The sequence below is a fragment of the Bradyrhizobium sp. HKCCYLS2038 genome (assembly GCF_051167655.1).
Lineage (GTDB): Bacteria > Pseudomonadota > Alphaproteobacteria > Rhizobiales > Xanthobacteraceae > Bradyrhizobium.
This window is the reverse complement of the sequence record NZ_JBNPTM010000001.1, coordinates 938630-964557: the sequence shown is the minus strand read 5'-3', so window position 1 is coordinate 964557 and position 25928 is coordinate 938630. Positions and strand designations below refer to the sequence as shown.

Sequence of the window (25928 nt, the reverse complement as noted above, 5' to 3'; positions counted from 1 at the left end):
GCGGGCGGCGGAGAGCGTGATGCGTGCTGCGACGCGGCTTGCCCTGATCGTCGGCTGGCTCGGCTACATCATCGTGCCGTGGTACCTGCCGGAGGGCTGGGACCTCGCCGGCTATCCGTTCGGCAAGGCCGGCACCGCGCTGGCGCTGGCGATGTCAGGCGCAGCGCCGTGGCTCTGGCCGATCGGCATCGCGCTGCTCGCAGCGACGGTGCTCGTGGTCCGCGGCGATACCAATGCGGGCGGCCGCGGATTGATCGTCGTCGGGCTGCTCGGCTTGGCCGCGTTCTTCGCGCAAGGCTTCGCGATCACGCTGCCCGGCCAAGGCATATCAGCGCTCGCAGCCTTGCTCGGCGGCGCCGGTGCCGCGCAGCCGGGGATGGGGTTCGGCGCGCTGCTGGCCTTGGTCTCGCTGCTGCTGCTGCTCTGCCACGGCCTCGCCTATCGCGGCTTCTGCCGCGGCGACCTGTTCACGACGTCCACCATCGGCGTCGTCGTGCTGTTGATCGGCCTCTTCATCTTCCTGCCGGTCGCGACCATCCTGCGCAGCGCGCTGGTCGACAGCAACGGCAGCTGGGCGCTCGGCGACTTCTTTGATCGCCTGTTCTCCGCGACGATCTGGGGCACAGGCTGCCTCGGCGGCGGCATCGCCTGCGGCGTCGCCTGGAACACGCTGATCCTGGGCGTGCTGACCGGCCTTATCACCACGCTGCTGGGGCTCGCCTGCGCGCTCCTGGTTTTGCGTACGGCGATGCCTGGCAAGCGGCTGATGCGGGCGATGACGGTGCTGCCGATCATCACGCCGCCGTTCGTCATCGGCCTCGCCTTGATCCTGCTGTTCGGCCGCTCGGGCGTCGTCACCGGCCTGATGTTCGACTGGTTCGGCATCCCGCGCTCGCGCTGGATCTACGGTCTGCCCGGCGTGCTGCTGGCGCAGGTGCTGGCATTCGCGCCGATCGCCTTCCTGGTGCTGATGGGCGTGGTCCAGGCCATCGCCCCCAGCCTCGAAGAGGCGGCGCAGACGCTCGGCGCGCGGCGCTGGGCGACGTTTCGCACGGTGACGTGGCCGCTGCTGCGGCCGGGGCTCGCCAACGCCTTCCTGCTCGGCTTCGTCGAGAGCCTCGCCGATTTCGGCAACCCGCTGGTGCTCGGCGGCAATTTCGAAGTGCTCTCGACAAAGATCTTCTTTGCCGTGGTCGGCGCCGCGCACAACCAGGGTCTGGCGGCCGTGCTGGCGATCGTGCTGCTCGCCTTCACGCTCGCCGCATTCGGCCTGCAGCAGGGCTGGCTCGGCGGCAAGAGCTACACCACCATCTCCGGCAAGGGCGATGCCGGCCTTCCGGCGAAGCTGCCGATCTCCGTCACCATGCTGTCGGCCGCGGTGACCGGACCCTGGGTCGCGCTGACCGCGGTGATCTACACGGTCATCCTGGTCGGCGGCTTCGTCAAGACGATGGGCCGCGATCATACGCCGACCTTGGAGCACTACCGCACCGGCTTCGCCGTCGATGTCAGCCACGGGCTGTTCTTCAGCGGCGCCGCCTGGCCGTCGCTGTTCACGACCTTGAAGGTCGCCGCGATCTCGGCACCGCTGACGGCGCTGATCGGCCTGCTCACCGCCTATCTCTTGACACGGCAACGTTTCGTCGGCCGCAAGCTGCTCGAGTTCACGACCATGCTGAGCTTCGCCATTCCCGGCACCGTGCTCGGCGTCGCCTACATCCTGGCCTTCAACGTGCCGCCGATCGAGATCACCGGCACCGGCCTGATCCTGGTGATCGCCTTCGTGTTCCGCAACATGCCGGTCGGCATCCGCTCCGGTATCGCGGGCCTGGCGCAGATCGACAAGAGCCTCGACGAGGCCTCGACGACGTTGCGGGCGCGCAGCTTCACGACGTTGCGCCGCGTCGTACTGCCGCTGCTCAAGCCCGCGCTGGTCGCCGCGCTGGTCTACAGCTTCGTGCGCAGCATCACCTCGGTCAGCGCCGTGATCTTTCTGGTCTCGGCCGAATACAATCTCTCGACCGCCTACATCGTCGGCCGCGTCGAGGCCGGCGAGTTCGGCCTCGCCATCGCCTACTCCTCGGTGCTGATCGTCATCATGGCGGCGGGCATCGCCCTCATCCAGTTCGGCGTCGGCGAGCGCAAGCTCGGGCGCAAGCAGGTGACGCTCGCGGCCCCGGCCGCCGCGCCCGCCAGTTAGGACCTGCCATGGAAAAATCCAGACCCGCCTCGGTCGCATTCAACCATGTCAGCATGCGCTATGGCCCGGTGACGGCGGTGGACGATGTCAGCTTCACCATCGCCGCTGGCGAGCTCGTGACCCTGCTCGGCCCGTCCGGCTGCGGCAAGACGACGACGTTGCGCATGATCGCCGGCCTCGAGATCGCGAGCGAAGGGCAGATCCTGATCGGCGGCAAGGACGTGACGCGGCTGTCGGCGGCCGACCGCGACGTCAGCATGGTGTTTCAGTCCTATGCGCTGTTCCCGCACATGACCGTGCTCGAGAACGCGGCCTATGGGCCGAGCGTGAAAGGTCTCGGCAAGGCCCGGGCTGAGGCGATGGCCCGCGAAAAGCTCGCGCTGGTCGGGCTCGGCGGCTACGAGAAGCGCTACCCGTCCGAGCTGTCCGGCGGCCAGCAGCAGCGCGTCGCGGTGGCGCGCGCGCTGGTGCTGGAGCCGCAGGTGCTGCTGTTCGACGAGCCGCTGTCCAATCTCGATGCCAAGCTCAGGCGCAGGGTGCGGCAGGAGATCCGCGAGCTGCAGCAGTCGCTCAAGCTCACCGTCGCCTATGTCACGCATGACCAGGAGGAGGCGCTCGCGGTCTCCGACCGCATCATCGTGATGTCGAATGCGAAGATCGCGCAGCAGGGCTCGCCGCGCGAGCTCTATGAGAGCCCGGCCAACGGCTTCGTCGCCGATTTCATCGGCGATGCCAACCTCGTCGACGTCACGATCGAGGCGGTGCAGGACGGCCAGGCCGATGTCGCGCTCGGCCCCCTCCGCCTGACGCTTCCCGCGCGCGGCCTCACGCCCGGCCCGGCCAGGGCCGCCATCCGGCCCCACGGCATCGCCCTCGGCGAGGGCCTCGCAGGCACCGTGCAAAAATCCTCCTACCTCGGCGACCACATCGAGCTGATCGTCGCGACGGCGGTCGGCGAGCTCCTGGTCGTCAGTCGCCAGACCGACGCGTGCCCCGCCGCCGGCTCGGCGATCGAGCTGTCCTTCGCAAGGCAGAGCATCGCGCTCGTGAGGTAGTGGAAGCCGGATCTGATTCAGTCGTCGGATGCGAGCTGCAACAGTTGCGATGCGACGGCGTCCGCATCGTGGAGGCCGCGCTGCCACGCATCCTCGAAGTCGTCGGTGATCAGGCGGATGCCACGCTAGTCGGCGATGCGCTGGGCGTCGCCGAGATCGAGGTATGACGCGCCCGCGTCGGAGCGCAGGAAGGGCAGCGGGCGCCGGTTCGCCAGGACGTGCGTCAGCAACCCGGCCTCCGCATCGACAGCGCCGGGGGATCTGCCCTTCGCAGCGAAGGTCGCGATCAGGTCACCGGCGCTGCGCCCGCGCGTCTCGCCGCATTCCATCATGTTGCAGACTAGGATTCTCGGAATATCGGCGCGCCCCGAAATCGCCTCAGCGACACCCTCGACCAGAAGATGGGGCAGGATGCTGGTGTAGAAGCTGCCCGGGCCGAACACGATGGCATCCGCGTTCAGCACCGCCTCGATCACCGCCGGGTTCGCGGCCACCGCGCCAACGCTGCAGGGCTCGCCGGGGGCGCTCGCCAGCCTGACGTGCCTGATCCCCGCCGCGGCATCCTCCCCCACCAGGGCCGTGATCCGATCCTGGCCGGTGACCGATTTTCCATTGTGCAGCTCAGCCATGAGATGCGCGTCGTTGCAGGTCGACGCCGGCCAGACATTGCCTTCGATCCCGCACAATTTTCGGAACACGAAGATCGCGGTGTTGATATCCGAGTTGTGGGCGAAGTAGGCGCCGGTCAGAATGAAGTTGCCGATGCTTCCCCGGCGCAGATCGAAATCTCGTCCGATCCGCGATTTGAAGATATGGAGATAGTTCAGAATCGCGCCCCTGAGCCCCGGCTCCATTGCGGCAATCAGCGGATGCTTGCCGGAGACGTAGAAGTCGATCTCCTCGTCCAGCTCGGCAGGCGCCGACGCGTTGGAAAGCCGCGCGTTGAAGATCTTGACGACATTGCCGACCCGACCCTCCGCATAGGCCATCGTCATCAGCGCGTGCCTGACGTCGCCGACCGGCAGCATGTCGAAGCAGTCGCGGAGAACGCGCGAGCTGCCGCCATTGTCCCATGCGGGCACGACCCGCGTGATCTGCACACCGCGCCGGCACAGGGCGACGTTGATGCCCCGCATCGCCGTGCCCCCCGAAAACAGCACGATGCGCGGCTTCCCAAGCCGCCCGGGCGGATCCGATCCCTTGGGCATCCTGATGGGCCTTCTGTTCTGCGACGCGAACCTCGCGACCGTCGGCCTCTCCGGCGCGGTGAGCCGTCACCAGTTTAGTAGCTGGACCACGCCAGTCCACCCCCTCTGGGCGCGGACATCGTCGCTCAGCAACTGCGACCTGCTCGCCGTCGTCTCGTCATACGCCTCGGATTTGCGGCGGCGGCGAGCTGACGAGCGTGTCTGGTTAGACGACGCGCACCTTGTTCGGGTTGCGGGCGGGATCGCGCCAGAAGGCGTCGTTCTCGTATTTGCGCCAGAGGTCGCCGGGGAGCACGGTCTTGCGGCCCGGCGATTCCACGCGGCGGCCGACCTTGTGCAGGCCGGGGGTGCCGAGCCGGCGATCGAACTCCTCGGCGTCGAACTCGATGTTCTCGAAATCATGCGCGAACGGCTTCTCGCCGATGAAGTCGTAGACGGCGGCGATCGCCTGCTGCGGCCGCTGCGTCAATGTCTCGTAGGTCAGCGCCAGCAGGCAGTCGGCCTGCTCGCCGCAGAACGCCTCGCGCAGCGCATTCCAGGCAAAGCCGACCATTCCGTTGGGTGCGGCAAGCCCATCGACGCGCGAATACACCGTGCCGCCGGGCTCGAAGTTGAAGATGCCCGACGGCTGGAACTTGTTCTTGCGGATCAGCCGTTCGACCGAGTCGAGGATCCAGGGCACGTCGCGCACGCAGCAGATCACCTTGGCGCGCGGAAACAGTTCGGTCAGCAGCGGCAGGCGCGTGCACCAGTTGCGGTTGGTGTCGAACACCACGTCGCCTTTGGGGACGTCGGAGTAGTAGGCCGAGAAGATGCCTTCCAGCAGCGCCTTGCGTTGCGCGTCGGTGATGAAGATCGAGGTCTCGTTGCTCATGCTCATGCTGCGCAGCATGGCATCGACCAGCGAGCCGACCGGCCCGGTCATGCCGGCGCGGAAGCGCGGGTTCTGGCGCAGGATGGCCGACAGCAAGGTCGAGCCGGCCCGCGGAAGCCCGGAGATGAAATGGATGTCGGCCTGCATGATCCTCAAAACTCGTGAATGACGAGACCCCTACACTAGCAGAATGTCGTGCTGTGCAAGCTGGCTCGGATTGATCCCCACCAGGGTGATGCTGTGGCTGGCGTCGATCGCGACGGTCGTGTCAGCGGGGCTATTGGTGTTGTGCGGATCCGCGGCGATCGCGGCCAGCGCAGCCGCCGCATCCGCATAGACGGAATGGCTGAGCTGCAGGATGTCGTGCGCCACGTCGAAGCCGGTGATGGTCGCATTGGCCCGCGTCTGTGCAGCGAACTGGAATACAAATGTGTCGCTGGCGGCCGAGGCCGTCACCGCCGCATTCGACGCCTGCAGCGTGATGGTGTGCGATCCGTCATTGTTGGTGACATCCTGCGCGGCAACGTTGCCATCGGCTCCGTAGCTCACCAGGGATTTCATGTATGGCGGATTGGCCCCGACCGTGAACCGGCCGACCGTCTCGTTCACGGTCGAGGCTGTCAGCAGGGTGCTCAGGTCGGCGTCGCTGGTCGGAGTCGTGTTCTGGAACTCGATCTCCAGCGGCGCCGCGCCGGTGCCCTGGACCAGGATGTGCGACGTGCCGCCGGTGACGGCGATCGCAATGTCGGTGTCGTGGCCACCATTGACGGTCGTGACCGCCACCGCATTGGGATCGACACCCTCGAGATGGATGCGGTCGTGCTCGCCGCTGCCGTTCGCCCAGCCGAGATCGGTGATCTTGTCGGTGACGCCGGCGGCAAGATCGCTGCCGCGGAAGAAGAACACGTCGTCGCCGGTGCCGCCGGTGAAGAGATCGGCCGTGCTGCCGCCATGGATGACGTCATTGCCGGAGCGGTCGGGTCCGCCGGTGATGATCGTGGCGCCGCTGGCGGCATCGAACGCGAAGTGGAAGTCGGACAGCGAATGCAGATCCGCGCCAGCGACCTTGAGGCTGACCGAGCCGCTGGCGCCGTTCAGCACCAGCACGCCATTGCTGTAGCTCTCGCTGGTCGCATGGAAGCCGTCGACGACGATCTGGTCGCGGGTGCCGAAATTCGCGATCGCGTTGGTCGGCGCGTTCGACGCGCTGAATTCCAGCGCGGCATGGTCGGCCGGTGAGAAGCTGATCGCGCCGGAGCCGGCGGCGCCGTGGGCCGTCAGATCGAGCGTGCCGTTCTCGATCGTGATGCCGCCGGTGAAGGTGTTGGTCGCGCCCAGCACCAGCGTGCCGCCGCCGTCGAGCAGCAGATGTCCGGCGCCGGTCTGGCCGCTGGCATCGTGCGAGCCGGTCATGTCGGCGATCACGCCGGCAAGAGTGATGCTGTGTCCCGCATCGGGGGCGAAGGTGATGGACTGATCGCCTTGCAGGAAGATGCCGCTGCCATAGGCCGCGCCGGCATTGGCGTCGAAGCCGGTCGCAATGCCCGCGGTCACGCCATCGTTCTGCTCGCTGCCCGAGCCGGCGAAGATCAGCGTGCCGCCCTGCTGAACGAAGATCGCACCGCCGGCGCCGAGGCCGCCGCCGCCATAGGCGCCACTGCCCCCCGTGCCACCGCCAAAGCCGCCCGCGCCGCCGTTCGTGCCGTAAACGCCGCCACCGGCGCCACCGCCACCGCCGAAGCCGCCGGCGCCGCCGCCATGCCGGCCAGCGCCGCCGCCGCCGCCAAATCCGCCGGCACCGCCATATCCGGAAATGGAAGCTCCACCTGCATTCACGACGTCGATCGTGGCGCCGCCGCCGCCGCCGCCGAAGCCGCCTGATCCGCCCGCTTCAACGCTACCATTGAAGGTGCCAATGCCGCCGCCGATGCCACCGCCGCCGCCCGGGCGGCCGTATCCAGGAAGGCCGAAAACGCCAGCGCTGGCATAGAAGCCAGCGCCGAGGCCGCCGCCGCCGCCATCGGCTCCGCCCAGATAGGCCGGATTCGTACCGACGACCTGCCCGCCTCCCGGGGGCGCTCCAACGGCGATGCCGCTGCCAGCGCCCGTGCCGGAATAGTAGGACCGCGGATGGCTGGCGCCGGAGGCATGAATGCCAATGCCGCCACCGCCCTGGAAACCGCCGGCGCCGCCGAGGCCGCCGCCGCCACCGTAGAGCGCGGATCCCAAATAGCCGAACACGCCGCTGCTGGTGCCGCCGACCGCCTTGTCGTTGGCGAAATTGACGTTGGACAGCGTCACCGTGCCTGCTGATGCGATGAACAATCCGCCGCCGAGGCCGGCACCGCCGCCGCCACCGAAACTGCTGTCGCCGCCCTTCGCCACGGCATTGATGATGCTGAGATCGTCGATCTCGACATTGCCTGCGTAGACGAACAGGCCCGGCAGGCCATGGGCGTCGAGCACGTGCCCATGGCCGGCGATTGTGAGCGAGGCGCCCGGTGGAAGATTGAACAGCGGCAACTGATCACTGAGCTGCAGATCGCGGACGATGTCGAACGTATAATGCGTTCCGTTCTGCGCGCTGGCGCCGGAGACGTCGATGGCCGCGATCGCCTTGGCGAGATCGGCCGCCGAGGTGATGGTCCAGGTATTCGCCACCGGCGTGATCGTGACATCAGCGCCCGCCGATGCCGGTCCGGTGATGCCGTCGATGGTCGTCGCGGTCATCGTGATGCTGTGCGCGCCGCCGCTGACCGACTGGAGTTCGCTAGTGATGTCGAAATGGCCTGATGCATCGACCGTGCCGGTGCCGATCACCGTGGTGCCGTTGTCGGCATAGAGCTTGATGATGGTGCCGGCCTCGCCGCTGCCCTTCACCTCGACGCGTCCGACCGGGTCCGGCACGGAGACCACCGACGCGACGACGGGCGCAGCCGGAGCGACGCTGGCATCGAACGCGGCCGCTGGGCTCGCATGACCGAGGCTGTCGGTCTGGATCACCGTGATGTGCTGATGACCGGGGCCGAGCAGCACACCCGCGCTTGCATCGGTCGTGACGTCGAAATGGCCCGACGCATCGACGGCTCCGGTGCCGATCACCGTGTTGCCGAGCATCAGGGTGATCGTATCGCCCGGCTGCCCGGTGCCCTGCAACTCGATGACGCCGTGATCCGCGCCGACCCCGACCTGACCGATGTTAGTAACCGGCGCTGGATCGACATACATGGCGAAGCTCGCCGACGGCGCGCTGACGTCGGCGCCGGCGGCATCGGTCGCGGTCAGCGTGTGGCTGCCGTTCGCGAGCGCCGCCGTGGTCGTGATGGTGAAGGTGCCGTCGGCGGCAACGACACCCGTGCCAATCGGAGTCGTGCCGCCATCGGCATCGAGCGTGATGGTCTCGCCGACGTGCTGGCCGGTGCCCTTGACGATGAAGGCGTGGCTGGCGTCGATCTGCGTCGCAACCAGCGGCGCCACCGATGTGATGACGGGCGCCCGCGGCGTCACGTCGAGCGCAACGCCCGCGGAGACGGCGCTCGTCAGATTGTCGCCGTTGGTCTCGGTCGTGGTGATGACGTGACGCCCGCCCGGCGCATCGACGCTGACATCGAAATGCCCGGTCTGATCGACCACACCGGAGCCCAGCAAGGTCGTGCCATCGGCATAGACCTTGATGGTTTCTCCCGCCTCGCCCGTGCCCTGAACCTTGATTGTCTGAGCCGCCGTCGCGATGACGGCCGAGATCACCGGTGCGGTCGGCAGCACGTTGACGTTGAACGAGGTGGACGGGCTGGTCAGGCTGTCGGAGTCGGTCGCGGTCGCCCGCAATGCGTGGACGCCATCCGCAAACGTCGCGGTGGTGACGATATCGAACACGCCGGCGCCATTCGCGACGCCCACCCCGACCACCGCGTTGCCCTCGTACAGAGTCACGGTGCTGCCCGCCAGCGCACTGCCCTTGACCTCCGCGGTGCCGCCGTTGACGCGCTGCCCGACGATCGCGGTGATGACAGGCGCCTGCGGATCGACATGGAACGCGAAGGGGATCGCCTGGTCGCTCACCAGGTTGACGGCGTCCTGCGCCGATGCGAGCAGCGTGTAGTTGCCGTGGCCGATCGGCTGGCTGGCCGTGAAGTCGAAATGACCCGTGGCATCGCTCCTGCCGGAGCCGATGTACTGGTCGCCGGAGGCATTGCGGACCCAGATGTTGATCGTGATGTTGGGATCGGCGCTGCCTGCCACCTCGATCCTGGCCCCATCGAGCGGCTGCCCGACCACGGCGATCACCGGGGCTTTCGGATGGACGTCGAAGGCGAGCACGCCCGATGATGGGCTGACGAGGCCTTGCGCGTTGGTCTCGGTCGCATTGAGCGTGTAGTGGCCGTCGGGCAGGTTCGGCGTGACGAAGTCGTAGTTGCCACTGCCGTCGGTCGTGGTGGTGTAGGTCAGGGAGCTGCCGCCGGGACCGCTGAGATGCAGGGTGACGGTCTGGTTCGGCTCGCCGCTGCCCTGCAGATGCACGCCGGCATTGTTGACCAAGAGCGGCTGCCCGGCGGCCAGTGCGACCGACGGGACGTTCGGCAGAACGTCGACGACGAGCGACGCCGTGAGCGGGCCTTGGCCCACGGCCGTCTGCGTGGCCGTGACATGATACTCGCCATCGGCAAGCGCCGCGGTCGAGAACGTGAAATGTCCGTTGGCGTCCGGGGCGGCGGTGCCGACCTGATTGCCGTCGATGAAGATCTGGACGGTGCTGCCGGGCGCCCCGATGCCGCTGAGCACGACCTGGTTGCCGTTCAGCGGCTGGCCGACAAGCGTGATCTTCGGCGCGATCGTCTCGCTCAGCACGATGCCGCCGCTATAGGCGGCCACGTTGAACTGGGTGGTCGAGAAATCGAAGTTCGGATTGAGATGAAGCTGAGCGCTGTGCGCGCCGTCGCTGACGGTGAGCACATTGCCGGCGCCGAGCGTCGCGGTGGCGCCGGCGGCGAAGCCGGCCAGCCTGATCGTATCGCCGGGAACGAAGCCGTCGATCTCATTGGTCGGCGTCGCGCCCTGATCGATGATCAGGGTTGCCTGCGCACCGGACTGGAAGGTGATCGCGCCGCTGCCCGCGGCATTGGCGGCGGCAAGCTCGACCGTGCCGTGGTCGGCGAGTTGAACTCCGCCGGTCACGATCTGCGCAGCGGCGATCGTGAGCACGCCATAGCCGGCCGCGCCGAAATGGCCGCCGCCGGTGAAACCGGCAGTGACGGTGTAGGTGGCCGAGCCCGATACGGTCAGCGAGTCGTTGATGAGGGACGACGGCAGCGTCAGCGCGCTGCTGCCCGTGATGTCGATGACCGTCGCCGTGATCGCGTCCAGCACGACGATGCCGGCCCCATCGATGTGGAGCGTGCCGGTCATGTGGCCGGCGATCGCATCGGAAATATGGACCGTCTGCCCGAGCGAGGGCGCCAGCGTGACGGTGTTCGACGCGGTGAAAAGACCCGCACCTATGCCAGCCCCGTTGCTCGCGCCCGATCCTCCGAGTCCGGCTTGCACGTAGTTGCCAGCAATCGAAACGCCGCCCTTGAGCGTGAGCGAACCACCACCGTCGACGAAAATGCCGCCGCCGAGTCCGGCGCCGCCGCCACCGCCCCCGCCGACTCCACCCGACGAGCCGCCGTTGCCGGCGCCGTAACCTCCGGAGCCACCGCTCTGTTGCAGACCGTAGCGACCGGTGTAGAAGCCACTTGCGAACCCACCGCCGCCACCGCCGCCGAACCCGCCGTTGGGTGCCGGACTCCAACTCCAACGGGCGCTGCCATGAGCGCCGGACCCGAGTCCTGTCCAGCCGTCGAGATAGCCTCCGTTGCCGCCGTATCCTGGTCCTGTCCCGCCGGGGTAGGGATACCGCTGCGCAGTGGTGCCCCCGTTTCCGCCAATCGCGCCGTTTGCGATGACGTTGACATTCTCGAGCGTTGCGGAGCCGCCGATGAAAAATGCGCCACCCGCGCCGAGACCGCCGCCGCCGCTACCGCCTCCTCCCCCGCCCCCCAGGAGTACAAAGCCGTTAGCGCCGACGCCGCCACGCTCGACGAGGTGTTGCATCGTCAGATCGGCGAACGTCGCCGAGCCGGACTGGAGAAAAAATCCGCCGTAGCTGTTGCCGCCGTCGATGATGTGGCCGTTGCCTTCGAAGGTCAGCGTGTCTCCGGCCGCGATCGTCAGGATAGGCAGCACCGCGTTCAGGTTCAGGTCTGCGGTGAGATTGATCACGTAGTTGACGGGCAGGCCCGTGATCGGGTTGCCGTCGATGGTCTGGATGGCCGTGACGAGCTCGGCAGTGGTCGAGACGTTGTAGATCGGCTTGACGGTGAGCGTGCCGCTGCCGGTATGGGTGATGGCTTGCTGGCCGTGGAATTCGCCCTGCAACAGCACATTGCCGGTCCCCGACACGTTGATGGCGGTGGCCGTGATGTCGTTGAGCACGCTGACGGTGCCGGACCCGGAGATGTTGAGGACACCGGTTCCGATGCCCTGCGCCAGCACGACGATGCCGGACGCGTAGATGTTGAAATTGCCCTGCGTGCCGGCGACGTACTGATCGATCGTCGTCGTCTGTCCGGGGTTGGACGTCAGGCCGATCGTGCCGCCATAGTTGAAGAGATCGTTGCCGATGCCCTGGCCCGCGGTGCCGCCGCTCGCCCACAGGCCGGCGCCGCCGGCGCCGCCGGCTGCACCATTGTTGGAGAAGTCCGAGTCGTTGAGGTTGAGCGCGCCGCCCGGCGCGACGAACACGGCGCCGCCGAGGCCCGCGCCGCCGCCGCCGCCGCCGCCACCGTTGTTGGAGCCGCCAAGCCCGCCGGTCCCGGCGCCGTAGCCGGCGCTGCCACCCGCGCCGGGCGTGGAGTTCGGGCTTCCACTCCCACCACCGCCGCCACCACCGCCGAAACCGCCGGCGTCACCGTTGTGGGAGCTGCCACCGGTCCCGCCATAGCCGAACCCCACTTGGCCAGGGTTCGATGCGCCGCCCGTCGCAACACCCCGGTCGCCGCCGGCGATCCGTGTGTAGATGCCGCCCTGACCACCATTGCCGCCGAACACGTGATTGTCGGTGAACGCGACATCGGTCAGCGTCGCCGAGCTGCCGGCGCCGACGAACAGCGCGCCGCCTGCACCTAATCCGCCGCCGCCGCCGCCGCGAAACGACACATTTCCTGGCGACGCACCGTCGCCGCCGTGCCGGACGAAGCCGGAAACGGTCAGATGATCGATGGTCACGGCGCCGGATTGCAGGAGGAAGCCGGAATAAGTGGCCGCGCCGTTGATCTCATGGCCAAGGCCGTGGATCGTCAGCGTGTCGCCATTGGCGAGATTGATATTGGGCAGCGCGCCATCAAGCGTGAAGCTGCCGACGATATCGATCTCGTAGCTCTGGTTGGCGGAGGAGAACGTGCCGCCGACGCTGATCTCATGGATCGCGCGGACGAGCTGCGCCGTGGTCGACACATGATAGACCGGCACCTCGTTGAGGATCACGTCAGTGCCGCCGGCGCCATCGGAGACCAGCAGGAAGCCGTGCGGCGCGAGATTCTGCTGGGCCGGGTCGAAGTGAACGGTCGCGACGACAGCACCACCGGGGCCGGTCAGCGCCAGCACGTTGTTGACGAAGCTGCCGACGCCCGTTGCGTTGATCGAGGCAAGGTCGATGGTGTCGCCAACGCCGAAGCCGTGCACCACCGTACTCGGCATCGCGCCCGTGACGGACAGGGTCTGCATGCCCGTGCCGAAATTGATCGATTGCAGGCCGGACAGCCCGCCGTTGAAGGCGGCGACATTGTCGCCATTGCCGAGATCGAGCGAGCCACTGAGCAACACCGAGGCGGTGAAGGTGACGTTGATGATCTGGGCGCCGAGCCCGAGATCGCCGCTGCCGCTGAACGCATTGCCGAACGTGCCGGAGTGCGCGATGACGAGGTCGCCATTGTCGACGACCGCGCCGGAGCCGAGCGTCCCCTGGCCGCCGAGCGTGAGCTTGGCGCCGGCATCGATCATGGTGCCGCCGACATAGGAGTTGGCGCCGTCGAACTCGACGGTGCCCGGTCCCTTGATCTCAAACGACACGCTGCCGCCATTGCCGCCCTGGTCGGCGATCCCGTCGGCAATCGTGATCGCATTCCCCGCCGTCGGTGCGAGGACGATCGACTGATTGCCCTGGAAGAAGATGCCGCTGCCGAGCCCCTGACCGGCGCCGGGCATATCATACAACTGATGAGCTGCCTGGATGGCGCCAGCGGCGCCTCCGGCCACGGAACCGCCGGACAGCGAGCCGCTCTCGAGGATCAGCGTGCCGCCTTCCTGGACGAAGACGCCGCCGCCGGCACCGAGCCCGCCGCCGCCGACATTGCCGATCTTCGCCTGGTAATACCCGCCGGCCCGATAGGCGAAGGAGACGCCGCCATTGCCGGCACCAAATCCCCCGAGGCCATCGTGACCGCGGAGCCCACCGCCGCCACCGCCGCCGCCGAACCCGCCATTGCCGCCGCCAGCATTCTCACCGTTGCCGTACATGTAGGTGTTCGTGTTGAAGCCGCCGCCGGCACCGCCGCCGCCGCCGAAGCCGCCCTGTGCACCGGTGGTTCCGGCTTTCGCGGAGGCGAGAAACGCGCTGCCACCGCCGCCGCCACCGCCAAAGGCGCCGGAGGTCGGGGACGATCCGCGATACGACGTCCCTCCTGCGCCACCTCCGTCCGGAAGATTCGACAGGCCCAGGCCGCCGCCCGCTCCGCCCGCATAGCCCCAGCCGGACAAGACGTTGTAGTGATTGAGATGGTACACCCCGGTCGTGGAGCCAGCGGCGCCATCGATGCCCATGCCGCCGCCGCCCGCGCCACCTTGAAAAATCCGACCGGCCGGGTTCACGCCACCACCGTCGCCGCCATGGGCCGCGTTGTCGAGGAAGGTCACGTTGGCGATCGTAGCCGATGCGCCGGCCGCGACGAACAGACCGCCGCCGAGCCCGGCGCCGCCCCCGCCGCCACCAATGCCGCCGTCGCCGCCCTGCGCCAGCGTGTGCGCGATCGTGAGGTTCTGGATTCGCACATTGCCGGCATATTCGAAGAAGCCGCGATGCGCATCGGCGCCATCGAGCTTGAAGCCGGCGCCGTCGATCAGCAGCGAGCTGCCGGTGTCGAGGTTGATCGCAGCAAGCTGCGCGGAGGTGGCGAGCGAGGCCAGCGAAATGTCGCCGGCAAAGTGAATCGTATAGGCCGCGTTCTTCGCGTAGGAGGTGCCGCCCTGGCTGATCGCGGCGAGCGCCGCGTTGAGATCTGCCGCGGAGCTGACGTTGAAGCTGGTCTGGATGGCGACGACCTTGGTGCCGCCCTGGCCGTCGCTGGTCACGCCGAACGGCCCGAGCGTCTGCGCCGGATCGAAATGCAGGGTCGCAACCGCAGTGCCGCCGGCATCTTTCAGCGTCACGACATTGTTGGTCCCAACCACGGCCGTTGTCGCCACCACCGACCGGAGGTCGATGACGTCGCCATTGGTAAAGCCCGAGATGGTCTGGGTCGGCACGCCATGCTCGAACACGGCAGTCCCGCCGGAGGTCCCGAAGTTAATCGTGCCGTTGCCGGTGATCGATCCGGCGAAATCGGCATTGGCGGCGTTGATGGTGACGGTGCCGTTGTTGACAACCGTGCCCTGGAAGATCGCGGACGCGTTGATGTTCAGCGCGCCGTTGTCGTTGACGGTGTTGGCGAATGTCGTCGCCGCGTTGACGTTCAGCGTGGCGTTGTCGGTGACCGTGCTCGCAAAGGTCGTGACCGCATTGACGTTGAGGACACCGCTGTCAATGACCGCGCCGGCAAAGGTCGTTGCTGCGTTGACGTTGAGAACGCCGCCGTCGCTGACCGTGCTGGCAAACGTCGTCGCCGCATTGACATTGAGGATGCCGTTGTCGGTGACTGCACCCGTTCCCAGGCCGCCGGCAGCATCGATGTCGAGTGTGGCGCCGGCATCGACGGTGGTCGTGCCGACATAGCTGTTGGCCGCGGCGAAATGCACGGTGCCGGCACCGGCAATCTCGACATTGCCGGTGCCGCCATTGCCATGCTGGTCGGCGATGACGTCGGAGATCGCCAGATCGTCGCCAGACGCCGGCGCGAAGGTGACGGTCTGGTTGCCCTGAATGAAGATGCCGGAGCCGAGCGCCTGGCCGGCTTGCGCTGCCGTGCTGAGGTTCCCTGCGGCACCGCCGGCGACGGTTCCGCCCGACAGAGAGCCAGCACCGACGATGAGGTGTCCGCCTTCCTGGACGAAGATGTCGCCACCGGCACCGAGGCCGCCGCCACCGGAGCCGAGCAGACCGAAGCTGACCTTGCCGCCCCCGGCGCCGCCGCCATAGCCGCCGGCACCGCCGAAATATCCGCCGCCGCCACCGCCGCCGAAGCCGCCGGCGCCGCCTGTGGTGTGTAGTCCGGCTGAGCCGCTGGCCCCGCCGCCACCACCGCCGCCGAAGCCGCCATTGCCGCCGTTGGAGCCCACCCGCGAGATCTGGGACGTAGCGATGGAGTTCATGTAGCTGTAGAAGCCACCACCGCCGCCACCGCCGAAGCCGCCGGTTCCAGCCGGCGTGTAGTTGGTGAAGCTTCCGCCTGTCCAGGCGCCACCGGCGCCGCCATCCGCTAGTCCACCTTGGCCGGGAATGTTGAGTCCGACACCGCCGCCAGCCGTACCGTCGAACGCCGTTGCGACGTAGGTGGAATGGCCTTGCGGCCCTTGTGTCGTGTCGTGCCGATACTGTCCGGTGTTGGCGCTGGCAGCCGATCCCATGCCGCCGCCGCCGGCACCCCTGTTAGCGCCACCGTCGAGGCTGCCGCCCTTGCCGCCGACCGCCCTGTCGCCGCTGAAGCTGACGTCGCTGATCGACACCGTGGCGCCTGCGGCGACGAACAGTCCGCCGCCCAAACCGGCGCCACCGCCGCCGCCCTGTGTCCCGCCGGCTCCACCCTGTGCCAGCGTATGATTGATGGCGAGATGATCGATGGTGACGTTGCCGCCGTACACGAACAGGCCGCGATAGGCGTTGCCGCCATCCAGCGCATGTCCGCCGCCATGGATGACGAGCGAGCTGCCGCTGGCAAGATTGATCGCGGTCAGGTTGGCGCCGAGCGAGGTGACCGAAATGTCCGCGGCGAACTCGATCGAATAGCTGGTGTTGGCAGCGGCCGCAGAGCCGCCCTGGCTGACCGCGAGCAGCGCCGCGTTGAGCTCGGCGGCATTGTGGACGATGAAGACATTGGCCGGCTTGATCAGGGTGCCGCCGGCGCCGTCGCTCGTCGCTGCGAAGCCGTAGGTCGCGCCGCTGAAATGCAGACTGGCGGTGTTGACGCCGTCCGTCACCGTCAGGATGCCGGTCGACGGATTGAACGACTGCGCGTACTGCGCGGAATTGTGATTGATCCCGGCGAGGTCGATCGTGTCGGTCGCACCGCTGAAGCCGGTGATGGTGCCGGCGAAGCTGGCGGGATGATCGATCTTCAGCGTGCCCGACGAGCCGCTGAACGTGACCGTCTGCCCGGCGCCGACATTGCCGCCGAACTCGACCGTGCCGTTGGCATCGACGATCACGGCGCCCGATCCGGTGACGTTGCCGGCCACCAGCAGCGTGCCGCCGCTCTCCGCCTTGAGCGTGCCGGAGTTGGTGACGCTGCCGGCGAGGTCGAGCGTGCCGGCCTTGGCGTCGATCGTTCCGGTGTTGGTCAGCGCGGTCGAGATCGCCGTGGTGCCGCCGCCGGTCTTCTCATAGCTGCCGGCGACATTGACGGTGCCGGTGCCGGCGCTCGAGGAAATGGTGAAGGCGGTGCCTGAGGCGGAGGCATCGGTGAAGGTGACGCCGGCATCGATCTTCAGCACGGCGCCGTTGTTGAGATGCAGCGTATCGCCGGAGAATGTCCCGTTCTGGGCCGAGCCATGCAGCTGGAGCGTCCGGCCGTCGAGCGTGAACGTCTCGTTGCCGGCATCGAAGAACGACGCCAGGCCATTGACGACCGTCGTGCCGCTGCCGCTCTCGGTGCCGCCGGTGAAGGTCGCGCCGTTGGCGTCGGTCAGCGTGCCCGTGCCCGACAGAATGCCGGCGGACTGGCTCAGGCTGTGGATGGTCTCGGAGACGGCGCCGAGATCGAGATTGCTGGTGATGACGAAGTCGCTGTTGACGGCGACGTTCACGGCCATCCCGGCCGTGCTCAGGCTGCCGTCGGTCGCGGTGACCGTAAAGCTCGCGGCCGGATTCTGGGTCGCGTCGTGGACAAAGATCACTTGTCCCGCCGCCAGCTGGGCCTGGGTGAAGCTGGTGATTGCCGCACCGGGCGTGCTCGACAGCGCGACGTAGCCGTGAACGGTGCTGCTGACGTTGAAGGTGAGCTGGCTGGCCGTGTTGTCGATATCGGCGGCGCTGAGGTCGGCGGTGGTGATCACCGTCGACGTTCCCTGCAGCAGCGAGGCCGACGCGTCGCCGGACAGCACCGGCAAATCGTCGCTGCCGGCGATCGTGATGGTGATGACCTGCGTGCTGCCGGCCGTCGTCGTGACGGTGAAGGTGTCGGTGAGAATGGCGCCTGAATTGAGCGCCTGGACGGCGGGATTGCTGTTGTTGAGCGTGTAGGTCCACACCCCGCCTGATGTGAGCGCGTAGGTGCCATAGCCGCCGGTGCTGGCCGTGGCTGCGGCAACCGTCACGAAGGTCCCCTCGGCGGTCGTGACCGTGCCGGTCGCGACCGGCACGCCCGGCGTGCCGTTGTTGAGACCACCCGCCTCGATGACCGCGCCGCTGATCGTGCCGGTCACCACGGACGTATCGTGGACGCCATTGATGGTGATCGTCACCACCTGCGTGGTGCCGTCGATGGTGGCTACCGTGAAGGTGTCGGTCAGCGTCCCGCCGACGTCGAGCGCCTGCACCGTGGCATTGTTGTTGTCGAGCGTATAGGTCCACACGCCGCCCGCGGTCATCGTGTAGGTCCCGCAGCCGCCCGCGCTCGCCGTCGCCGTGCTGACGGCTGTGAACGTATTCGCCGGGTTGTCGATGTCGCTGTCGGTCAGCGTGCCCGTCGCGACCGGTGTTCCCGGGGTGCCATTGTTGATGCCACCCGCCTCGATCACCGCGCCGCTGGCGGTGCCGGACACCACCGCCGCGTCGTTGGCGCCGTTGATGGTGACCGTGACAACCTGCGCGGTGCCATCGATCGTCGTCACCGTGAAAGTGTCGGTCAGCGTTGCGGCAGTGTTGAGGGCCTGAACCGCGGGATTGCTGTTGTCGAGCGCATACGTCCACACGCCGCCCGAGGTCATCGTGTAGGTGCCGTAGCCGCCCGCGGTGACGGTTGCCGTTCCCACAGCGTTGAACGTGTTGGCGGCATTGTCGACATCGCTGTCGGTCAGCGTGCCCGTCGCGACCGGGATACCCGGCACGCCGTTGTTGACGCCGCCCGCCTCAGTCACCGCGCCGCCGGTCGTGCCCGATACGACAGCCGCATCGTTGGCGCCGTTGATGGTGATCGTCACCACCTGCGGCGTGCCGTCGATGGTGGACACCGTGAACGTGTCGATTAGTGTTGCGCCGGCATTGAGTGCCTGCACCGTGCTATTGCCGTCGTCGAGATGATAGGTCCACGCCCCGCCGGAGGTCATGGTGTAGGTGCCGTAGCCGCCGGTGCTCGCCGCAGGCGTTGCGACCGAGTTGAAGGTGTTGGCGGGATTATCGACGTCGGTATCGGTCAGCGCGCCGGCCGCCGTCGGCATTCCCGGCGCGGTGTTGTTCACGCCGCCAGCCTCGGTGACTGCGCCGCTGCTGACGCCCGAGATCACAGCGGGGTCGTTGACCGCCGTGACCGTGATGTTGACGGTCGCGGTGCCGGAATCGGCCAGGCCGTCATTCGCCTTGTAAGTGAAGCTGTCGACACCGTTGTAATCGGCTGACGGCGTATAGGTGAACGAGCCGTCGTGGTTCAGCGCCAGCGTGCCGTGGCTGGGGCCATTGACGAGGATCGCGCTGAGCGCATCGCCTTCGGCATCGTGATCATTGGCGAGCACGCCTGCGCCCGGAACGATCAACGCATTGTCTTCGGCGGTCGTGTAGCTGTCGGCGGCCGCCACCGGCGCGTCGTTGGTGCCGTTGATCGTGATGACCACGGTCTGAGGCAGACCGGTCGCTACCCCGTCGCTGACGTCGACGGCGTAGGTGAGCGTCAGCGTCTGGCCCTGTTTCAGGAAGTCCAGATCCGCGGCACCCGGTTGGTAGATCCAGGCGGTGTTGATGGTGCCGCCATTCGACAGATATCCGGCATTGTCGAACGTCAGGGCGCCGGCGTCAGCCAGCGCCGCCGCGCCGGCCGGCAGCGTGAAGGCCTGGCCATCCAGCATCACGGCCGGCGAGCTGATGACCGATGCCGTCAACGGGTTGCCGGCGTCGAGATCGGTGACCGCGATCGTGCCCGCCAGCGTGATCGTCTGGGCATGGGCGTCGGCCGCCTCATCGACTGCCCCCGCGGTGCCGGTGATGGTCGGCAGGTCATCGGTGCCGGTGATGGTGATCGCCACCGTCTGCGTGCCGCTGTCGTGGATCCCGTCGGAGACGGCCAGCGTATAGGTCAGAACCAGCTGCTGGCCCTGGCGCAGGAAATCCAGGGTGGCGGCCGCGGGATCATAGCTCCAGCCGATCTGTGCGGCGCCGCCGTTCGAGGTGACGCCGCTCTGGAACGAGAGCGCGTGATCGATCAGCGATGCGGCGGCAACAGGCAACGTGAAGTCATAGCCATCGAGCGTGACCGCCGGTGAACCGACGATGGACGCCGACAGCGCATCGCCGAGATCCAGATCGGTCACCGCAAGCGTGCCGGTGATCGGCGCGATGTCCTGTGCAGAGGCGTCGGCAGCTTCGGTCACGGTGCCCGAGCCGCCGGCGGTCAGCACCGGCGCATCCTCGGTGCCGGTGATCGTGACCGCCACGTTCTGCGTCGTCTGTCCGCCATGTCCGTCGCTGACGGTCACGGCGTAGATCTCGGTCACCGTCTGGCCGGCCTGCAGGAACTGAATGCTGCTGTTGTCGACCTGGTAAGTCCAATCGAGCTCGCCGCCAGCACCGTGGCTGGTATCAGCAGTCAGTTGCGGGCTCATCGTCCCCAGCGCACTGCCACCGGCGTTGCTGGAGCTGACGAGGGCGACCGAGACGGTGTGGGTATCGGTCAGATCGACATCGCCGAAGCCGATGACGCCGCTGGCCTGCAGTTCTCCGTGTGCATCGACGGCGCTGTCCTCGGTCACCGCGCCGGTCGCCTGCGCCGTGGTGATCACGGGGGCATCGTTGGCACCGGCAATGGTGACGCTGACGTCGCGGCTTACCGTTCCGCCGTGGCTATCGCTGACCGTGACGCGGTAGGTCTCGACCACGCTCTCGCCGGCAGCGAGGAATTGCACCGCGCTGTTGTCGACGTGGTAGCTCCATGTCGCTTCGCCGCTGCTGCCCCCGGCCGTATCCGTGTCGATCAGCGCGGCCATGCTGCCGAGCGCGACTCCGCCGGGGCCGGTCGTGCTCAGCAAAATGGCCGAGGCTGAATGCGTGTCGGAGAGATCGAGGTCGGCGAAACCGAAGCTGCCGTTCGCGTGGAGCTGGCCCTGGGCATCAACGGCGACATCCTGCGTCGCCGTGGCCGCCGTTTGCGCGGCGACGATGGTGGGCGCATCGTTGCTGCCGGTGATGACGATCGTGAGCGGCTGGCTGCCGACATGCGCCGTGCCGTCGGTGACCTCTGCAAGATAGGTGATGGTCAGCGTCTCGCCGGCCGCCAGCCAGTCCAGATTTGCTGCGGCGGGCTGATAGGTCCATGTCAGCGGATTGACGCCGCCACTGATGCTGGTCGTCACGCTGTCGAACGAGATCGCCGCCGCATCACGCAACGCGTCGATGTCGACGCCGGCCGGCAGCGCGCCGCCGCTGTAGCTGACCGTTGCGGACGCCGCCACATGCCCGGTCAGGACGTCGCCGATATCGCGGTCAACAGCCGACAGCGTGCCGGTGATCGGACCTGCGGATTGCGCATGCGCATCCGCGAGTTCGGCGACGGCGGCCGGATCGGTCTCGCCGGTGATGGCAGGCGGATCGTTGACGGGCGTGACCGTCAGCGTGACGGTGCGCACCGTCGTGTCGTGCCCGCCATGGGCGGTGCCGTCGGCGTCCTGCACAATGATGATCAGCGTGCGCGGCAGCGATGACGGATTGTCGCTGGTGTCGATATAGGTGACCGAACGCAACGCGGCTTCGAAATCCGCGACCGTCGGTGAATGGCCGGAGCGCGCGGTCAGGATCAGCGTGCCGGTGGCCGCATCGAAGGCGCCGTGGATCTGCGCCGTGTCGGTGAATGACAGCACATCCTCGCCGGGCAGGTAGTTGCCGGTGATCTGCAGCGAGGCGTGATCGATCGCCGTGCTGTCGACGTCCGACAGCGACACATGCGGAGCGACGGCCGTCGGGGTCTGCTCGGCGGCGGCAACCGGGGCTTGGCCCACACTGAGCGTCGGCGCATCGTTGATGCCCGTGACCGTCAGCGTGACGGCTGCGGTGGCCAAGTCGTGGCCATCGAATGCGGTGCCGCCGGCGTCCTGCACCGTGACGATCAACGTGCGCGGCAGCGCCGACGGCGCATCACCGACATAGATGTAGCGGACGCTGCTCAGCGCAGCCTGGAAATCGGCCAGGCTCGCGGTGTGGCCGGGCGCGGCGACGAGCGTCAGCGTGCCGGTGCTGGCCTCGAAGCGGCCTTCGACCTGCGCCGTACCGGCGAAGGCGAGCATGTCCTTGCCCGGCTCGAAATGTCCGGCGATCCGGATCGTCGCCTTCAGCAGCGTCGTGCCGTCATCATCGCTCAAGGTCAGCTGCGGCAACACCGTCAGCGGCGTCTGCTCGAGCGCCGCCACCGCGGCGACATGCAGATCGAGCACTGGCGCGTGGTTGACCGGCCCGAACCCGGCGTCGGCGGGCAGACCTCCGGAGGTGCCGTCTGCACCGCGCTGGACGAAGCCGCCCGTGGGGTCGGACGGCGCGGACTGACCAGAGCCGAAGCCAAACGAGCCTGGCTCGAACACGGGTGTCCTGTGGTCGTCGCCGCCAATAGGCGCAAAGGACGAACCGCGACTGCCGATCGCGGTGGGATCGACGCTGTCCTTCGCAAGGATCCTGATCTGCAGAATCTGGTTGAGGGTGGAGGCTTCCTGGGCCTTGTCGGCCTCGGACTTGGCCTGCTCGTCGGCGGCAACATGCAACGGGTTCGTCGAGGTCAGGGTCAGCCTGCCGCCATCGCCATCGATGGTCGTGACCGGACTGCCGTCGCCGTCGTAGATTGTCGCGTGGCCGCGGCCGTGCTGCTGATGGTACATCGAGAGCTTGGCGACGCCGCCGCTCTCGGCAATGTCGGCGCCTCCGACGCCGCCGAGGATCTTCGCCGAGGCGGATGCGACCTTGACGCGCATGTCGCCGGTCCGGGCGACGGCGCCGGCGGCAAAGCTGAACGATCCCTGCAGCAGGTTGAAGTCTTCACGGTTCTCGACGCCAAGCTGGCCATAGCTGAACTCGGTCAGCGCGAGGCGCGACTCGTGGCCGAGCTGGAAAACGCTGCCGTCCCTGAAGATCAGACTGGCGGCGCCGTCACCATCGGTCTGAACGACATCACCCTTGTGCAGCGCGTCGCCGTCATGGAGCGTGACCGCGACGCCGTTGCGCAAAACGACGACGTGGCCCTTGGTCTCCACCACGCGCCCGATGACCTGGGCGGGCTTCGGCGAGGTCGCCTCCGGCTGCTCGCCCGGGTCCTGGCGCGCTTCCAGCACAGGGACACGCTCGTCACGGCGCTCCGCCGGCGCAAACGGCCGTGGCAAGGGATGGTCTTGCAGCGGCTGCCCCTGAACGGCGGCGGTGGCGACCGGGCTCGCCGGATGCTGGGCCGCGAAGGCGCCCGCGTTCGTGATCGATCCGCTTGGCGACGGATCCGACGACAAACCGTCGGACTTGATCGTCGTGACCACCATTCAACTATCCTCGTACAATACCAATGCGTCCAAGACGTATGCGGGCGTCAGTCCGAACAGCCGCCGCCGAGCCGGGCGGCTCTCGGAAGCGGAAACGATGCTCGCGGGCTGAACAGCCCCGCCGGACGACAGCCGCAGGGCGCCGCCGGCCTCCGAACGCGGGCGGCATGATCCGGAGTCTGCTCGGCGGTCAGCACCATGCCCTCGTTGCCTCGCGGCGAAGGACGCCCCCGCGTGACAACCGTCGGCGAGTCAACCGGCCCTTCCCTCCCTGGTGTCTCACCCGCACCGTGGGAAGTCCTGAGGAAGCCGGCCGTGATGCTGTGAAATTTTCTGAATCAGAATCGGAATGCGCTGCAAAACGCCGGCAATCCACCTGATCGAAGCCGCAGAGCAAGCTCGGCCAAGCCCGCGCAAAATGCCATCCGGGCGCGCTCTTTCAGCCGCATGGCGAGGGGTAGAGGACGCCTCGCGATCGCCGCATCCACGGCAGCGGCCCGCGAGCGCCGTTCACGATGTCGCAATACGGTATCGGGTTAGGGTATCGATTTCCGAAGTTTTCTGAAATTTCTATCGAGACCAGCTGTCAGGCCATGGTTCGGCGACGTACCGGTATGCCAATGCATTTTGGGCAGCATATCCAGAGAGACTGAATGATCGTCCGTTTTGCCGGGTTCGAGCTCGACCAGCAGCACGCCGAGCTGCGTGGCCCCGGCAGTGTGCCGATCAAGCTGCGCCCGAAGACCTACGAGATGTTGCGGCTGCTGGTCGCCAATCCCGGCCGGGTGCTGAGCAAGCAGGAGCTGATGGAGGCGGTGTGGCCGGAGGTCCATGTCGGCGAGGACAGCCTGTTTCAATGCATCCGCGAGATTCGCAACGCGCTGCGCGACGATAGGCGGCAGCTGGTCAAGCTGGCGTCCGGCGGCGGCTACATCTTCACCGCCGACCTCGCGGTCGTCGCGCCCGATGTCCCCGCGCCCGAGGCCGAGCCACCGCCGGCGGCCGCCGAACCCGAAACCGCCTCCCCGGCCGAAATTGCGACCGCGCCGCTGGGCTCGCCCTGGTTCTCACGCGGGCGGGTGGCGGCGGCCATCGTGCTCGGACTGTGCGCGATCGTCGGGCTCGCCGCCGCCACGCCGCTGTTGAAGCAGAACCTGTTCGGGAGCGTCCCGCCGGTCGTCGCCGTCATGGCGATCACGAATGCGACCGAGGATCCCCGCGGATCGACGATGGCGAGCGAGATCGGCACCCGGCTGGCCGATGGTTTCGCCCGCATCGACGGCATCAGCGTGGTCGCACCGGCATCGACCGCGCCGCGCCCCGCGCCTGTTGCTGCGGCCGCCACGGTCCGCTCGGACTTCGAGATCCACGGCGAGCTGCAGCGCAACGGGCCATCCTGGACCCTGCGCGCCCGCCTGGTTCAGACGACCACCGGCAAGGTCGAGGGTGTCGCCGCGATTTCGGTCGAGGCCGTCGAGGCCGACGACAGTGCGCTCGCGCTGCAGCAGACACGGCTTGCCGCCGGCGTCGGCGACGTGCTGGCCCGCCGTCTCAACGCATTGACGGAGTCCGGATCCACGGTGAATGGCGCCGCCACCGCCGGCGGCGCGAAGGCCGCCATCGAGCAGGCGACCGCATCGATCAACAGCGTGACGCTGGAGCGCTTCGGCATGGCGCAGACGATGCTGCAGAACGCGCTCACCGAGGAGCCCGACAATGTCGACGCTGCGGTCGCGCTGGCGGCGCTGCAGATGCGCGGCATCCAGATGGTCTGGTACAGTCCCGAGGCCGCCGCGGCGGCCGAGGCCCAGGCGTCCGCCAACCTCGAGCGGGCGTTGCGCACGCGGCCGAACGCGATCCCGGTGTTAGAGACCTATTGCCGCTTCCTCAGCGCCACCAACCGGTTCGTCGAGAGCCTCGTGATCTGTGCCAGAGCCGTGAGCCGCGATCCCTGGAACGGGCTGGCGATGTATCTGATCGGCCTCGCACAGCTCAATCTCGGCCGCTTCGAGGATGCGCTGGCGACGTTCCAGCAGGCCGACCGCTACGACACGCCGGCGGTGTCGCGGTGGACCTGGCTGCTCGGCATCGGCTGGGCCTACATGACGATGGACCGTGCCGAGGACGCCCTGCCCTGGCTGCAGCGCTCGATCGCCATCACGGCGGCCTCAGGCCGTCCCTACATGCTCCTGGCCGCCGCCTACCAGCGGGCCGGGCAGACCGACGAGGCGAAAGCCGCGATGCAGAACGGCCTCAAGCTGCGGCCCGGCACGACCGCATTGAACGTCGCCCCACCGAAGAAGAACACCAGCCCGCTGTACCGCGAGGTCGCCGGCCGCATCGTCCAGCTCATGGTCGACGCAGGCCTGCCGGCGCAATAATCAGTCGGACTCCAGTCCCCCCGCGCGGACATCGTCACTCAGCAACCGGGAGCGACCAATCCTCTTGATGAAAGTGCCCTCTTACGGAGATTTCCATCGTCAGCACCTTGTTAGTGAGAAAACGCCGCGGCTTACGCTCATTGCTAC

General features: G+C 67.7%; 6 protein-coding genes. 3 read left to right on the top strand and 3 right to left on the bottom strand.

Going from position 1 to position 25928, the window contains the following annotated elements; all coding sequences use genetic code 11:
* The first annotated feature begins 19 nt into the window (after positions 1–19).
* A complete protein-coding gene (locus ACQR1I_RS04280) occupies positions 20–2200 on the top strand; it encodes an ABC transporter permease (RefSeq protein ID WP_434867863.1) in 2181 nt (726 codons plus the stop codon).
* A gap of 8 nt (positions 2201–2208) precedes the next feature.
* Positions 2209–3255 (top strand): ABC transporter ATP-binding protein, encoded by a 1047-nt coding sequence (locus tag ACQR1I_RS04275; protein ID WP_434867864.1) that lies wholly within the window; start codon positions 2209–2211, stop codon positions 3253–3255.
* A 125-nt stretch (positions 3256–3380) separates the two neighbouring features.
* Here the strand turns inward: ACQR1I_RS04275 and ACQR1I_RS04270 are convergent, their stop codons facing one another.
* The 3 genes from ACQR1I_RS04270 to ACQR1I_RS04260 all read right to left on the bottom strand — a co-directional run bounded on the left by ACQR1I_RS04270 (position 3381) and on the right by ACQR1I_RS04260 (position 23400).
* Positions 3381–4463 carry a gluconeogenesis factor YvcK family protein gene (locus ACQR1I_RS04270; RefSeq protein ID WP_434867865.1) on the bottom strand — a complete coding sequence of 361 codons (1083 nt, stop codon included), beginning with the start codon at positions 4461–4463 and terminating at the stop codon, positions 3381–3383.
* A gap of 205 nt (positions 4464–4668) precedes the next feature.
* Entirely contained in the window at positions 4669–5484 is an 816-nt protein-coding gene (locus ACQR1I_RS04265; RefSeq protein WP_434867866.1) for a sulfotransferase family protein, read from the bottom strand.
* Between the two features lie 30 nt (positions 5485–5514).
* Complete coding sequence (locus tag ACQR1I_RS04260; RefSeq protein WP_434867867.1) at positions 5515–23400, bottom strand: VCBS domain-containing protein; 17886 nt, start codon at positions 23398–23400, stop codon at positions 5515–5517.
* A 653-nt stretch (positions 23401–24053) separates the two neighbouring features.
* On the opposite strand from ACQR1I_RS04260, the gene ACQR1I_RS04255 reads away from it, so the two are divergent.
* A complete protein-coding gene (locus ACQR1I_RS04255) occupies positions 24054–25781 on the top strand; it encodes a winged helix-turn-helix domain-containing protein (RefSeq protein WP_434867868.1) in 1728 nt (575 codons plus the stop codon).
* Positions 25782–25928: the final 147 nt, after the last annotated feature.

Bases quoted from the DNA above. Each gene is read 5' to 3' on its own strand.
- ACQR1I_RS04275 (WP_434867864.1), top strand. From the start codon at position 2,209: ATGGAAAAATCCAGACCCGCCTCGGTCGCATTCAACCATGTCAGCATG.
- ACQR1I_RS04280 (WP_434867863.1), top strand. From the start codon at position 20: ATGCGTGCTGCGACGCGGCTTGCCCTGATCGTCGGCTGGCTCGGCTAC.
- ACQR1I_RS04270 (WP_434867865.1), bottom strand. From the start codon at position 4,463: ATGCCCAAGGGATCGGATCCGCCCGGGCGGCTTGGGAAGCCGCGCATC.
- ACQR1I_RS04260 (WP_434867867.1), bottom strand. From the start codon at position 23,400: ATGGTGGTCACGACGATCAAGTCCGACGGTTTGTCGTCGGATCCGTCG.
- ACQR1I_RS04255 (WP_434867868.1), top strand. From the start codon at position 24,054: ATGATCGTCCGTTTTGCCGGGTTCGAGCTCGACCAGCAGCACGCCGAG.
- ACQR1I_RS04265 (WP_434867866.1), bottom strand. From the start codon at position 5,484: ATGCAGGCCGACATCCATTTCATCTCCGGGCTTCCGCGGGCCGGCTCG.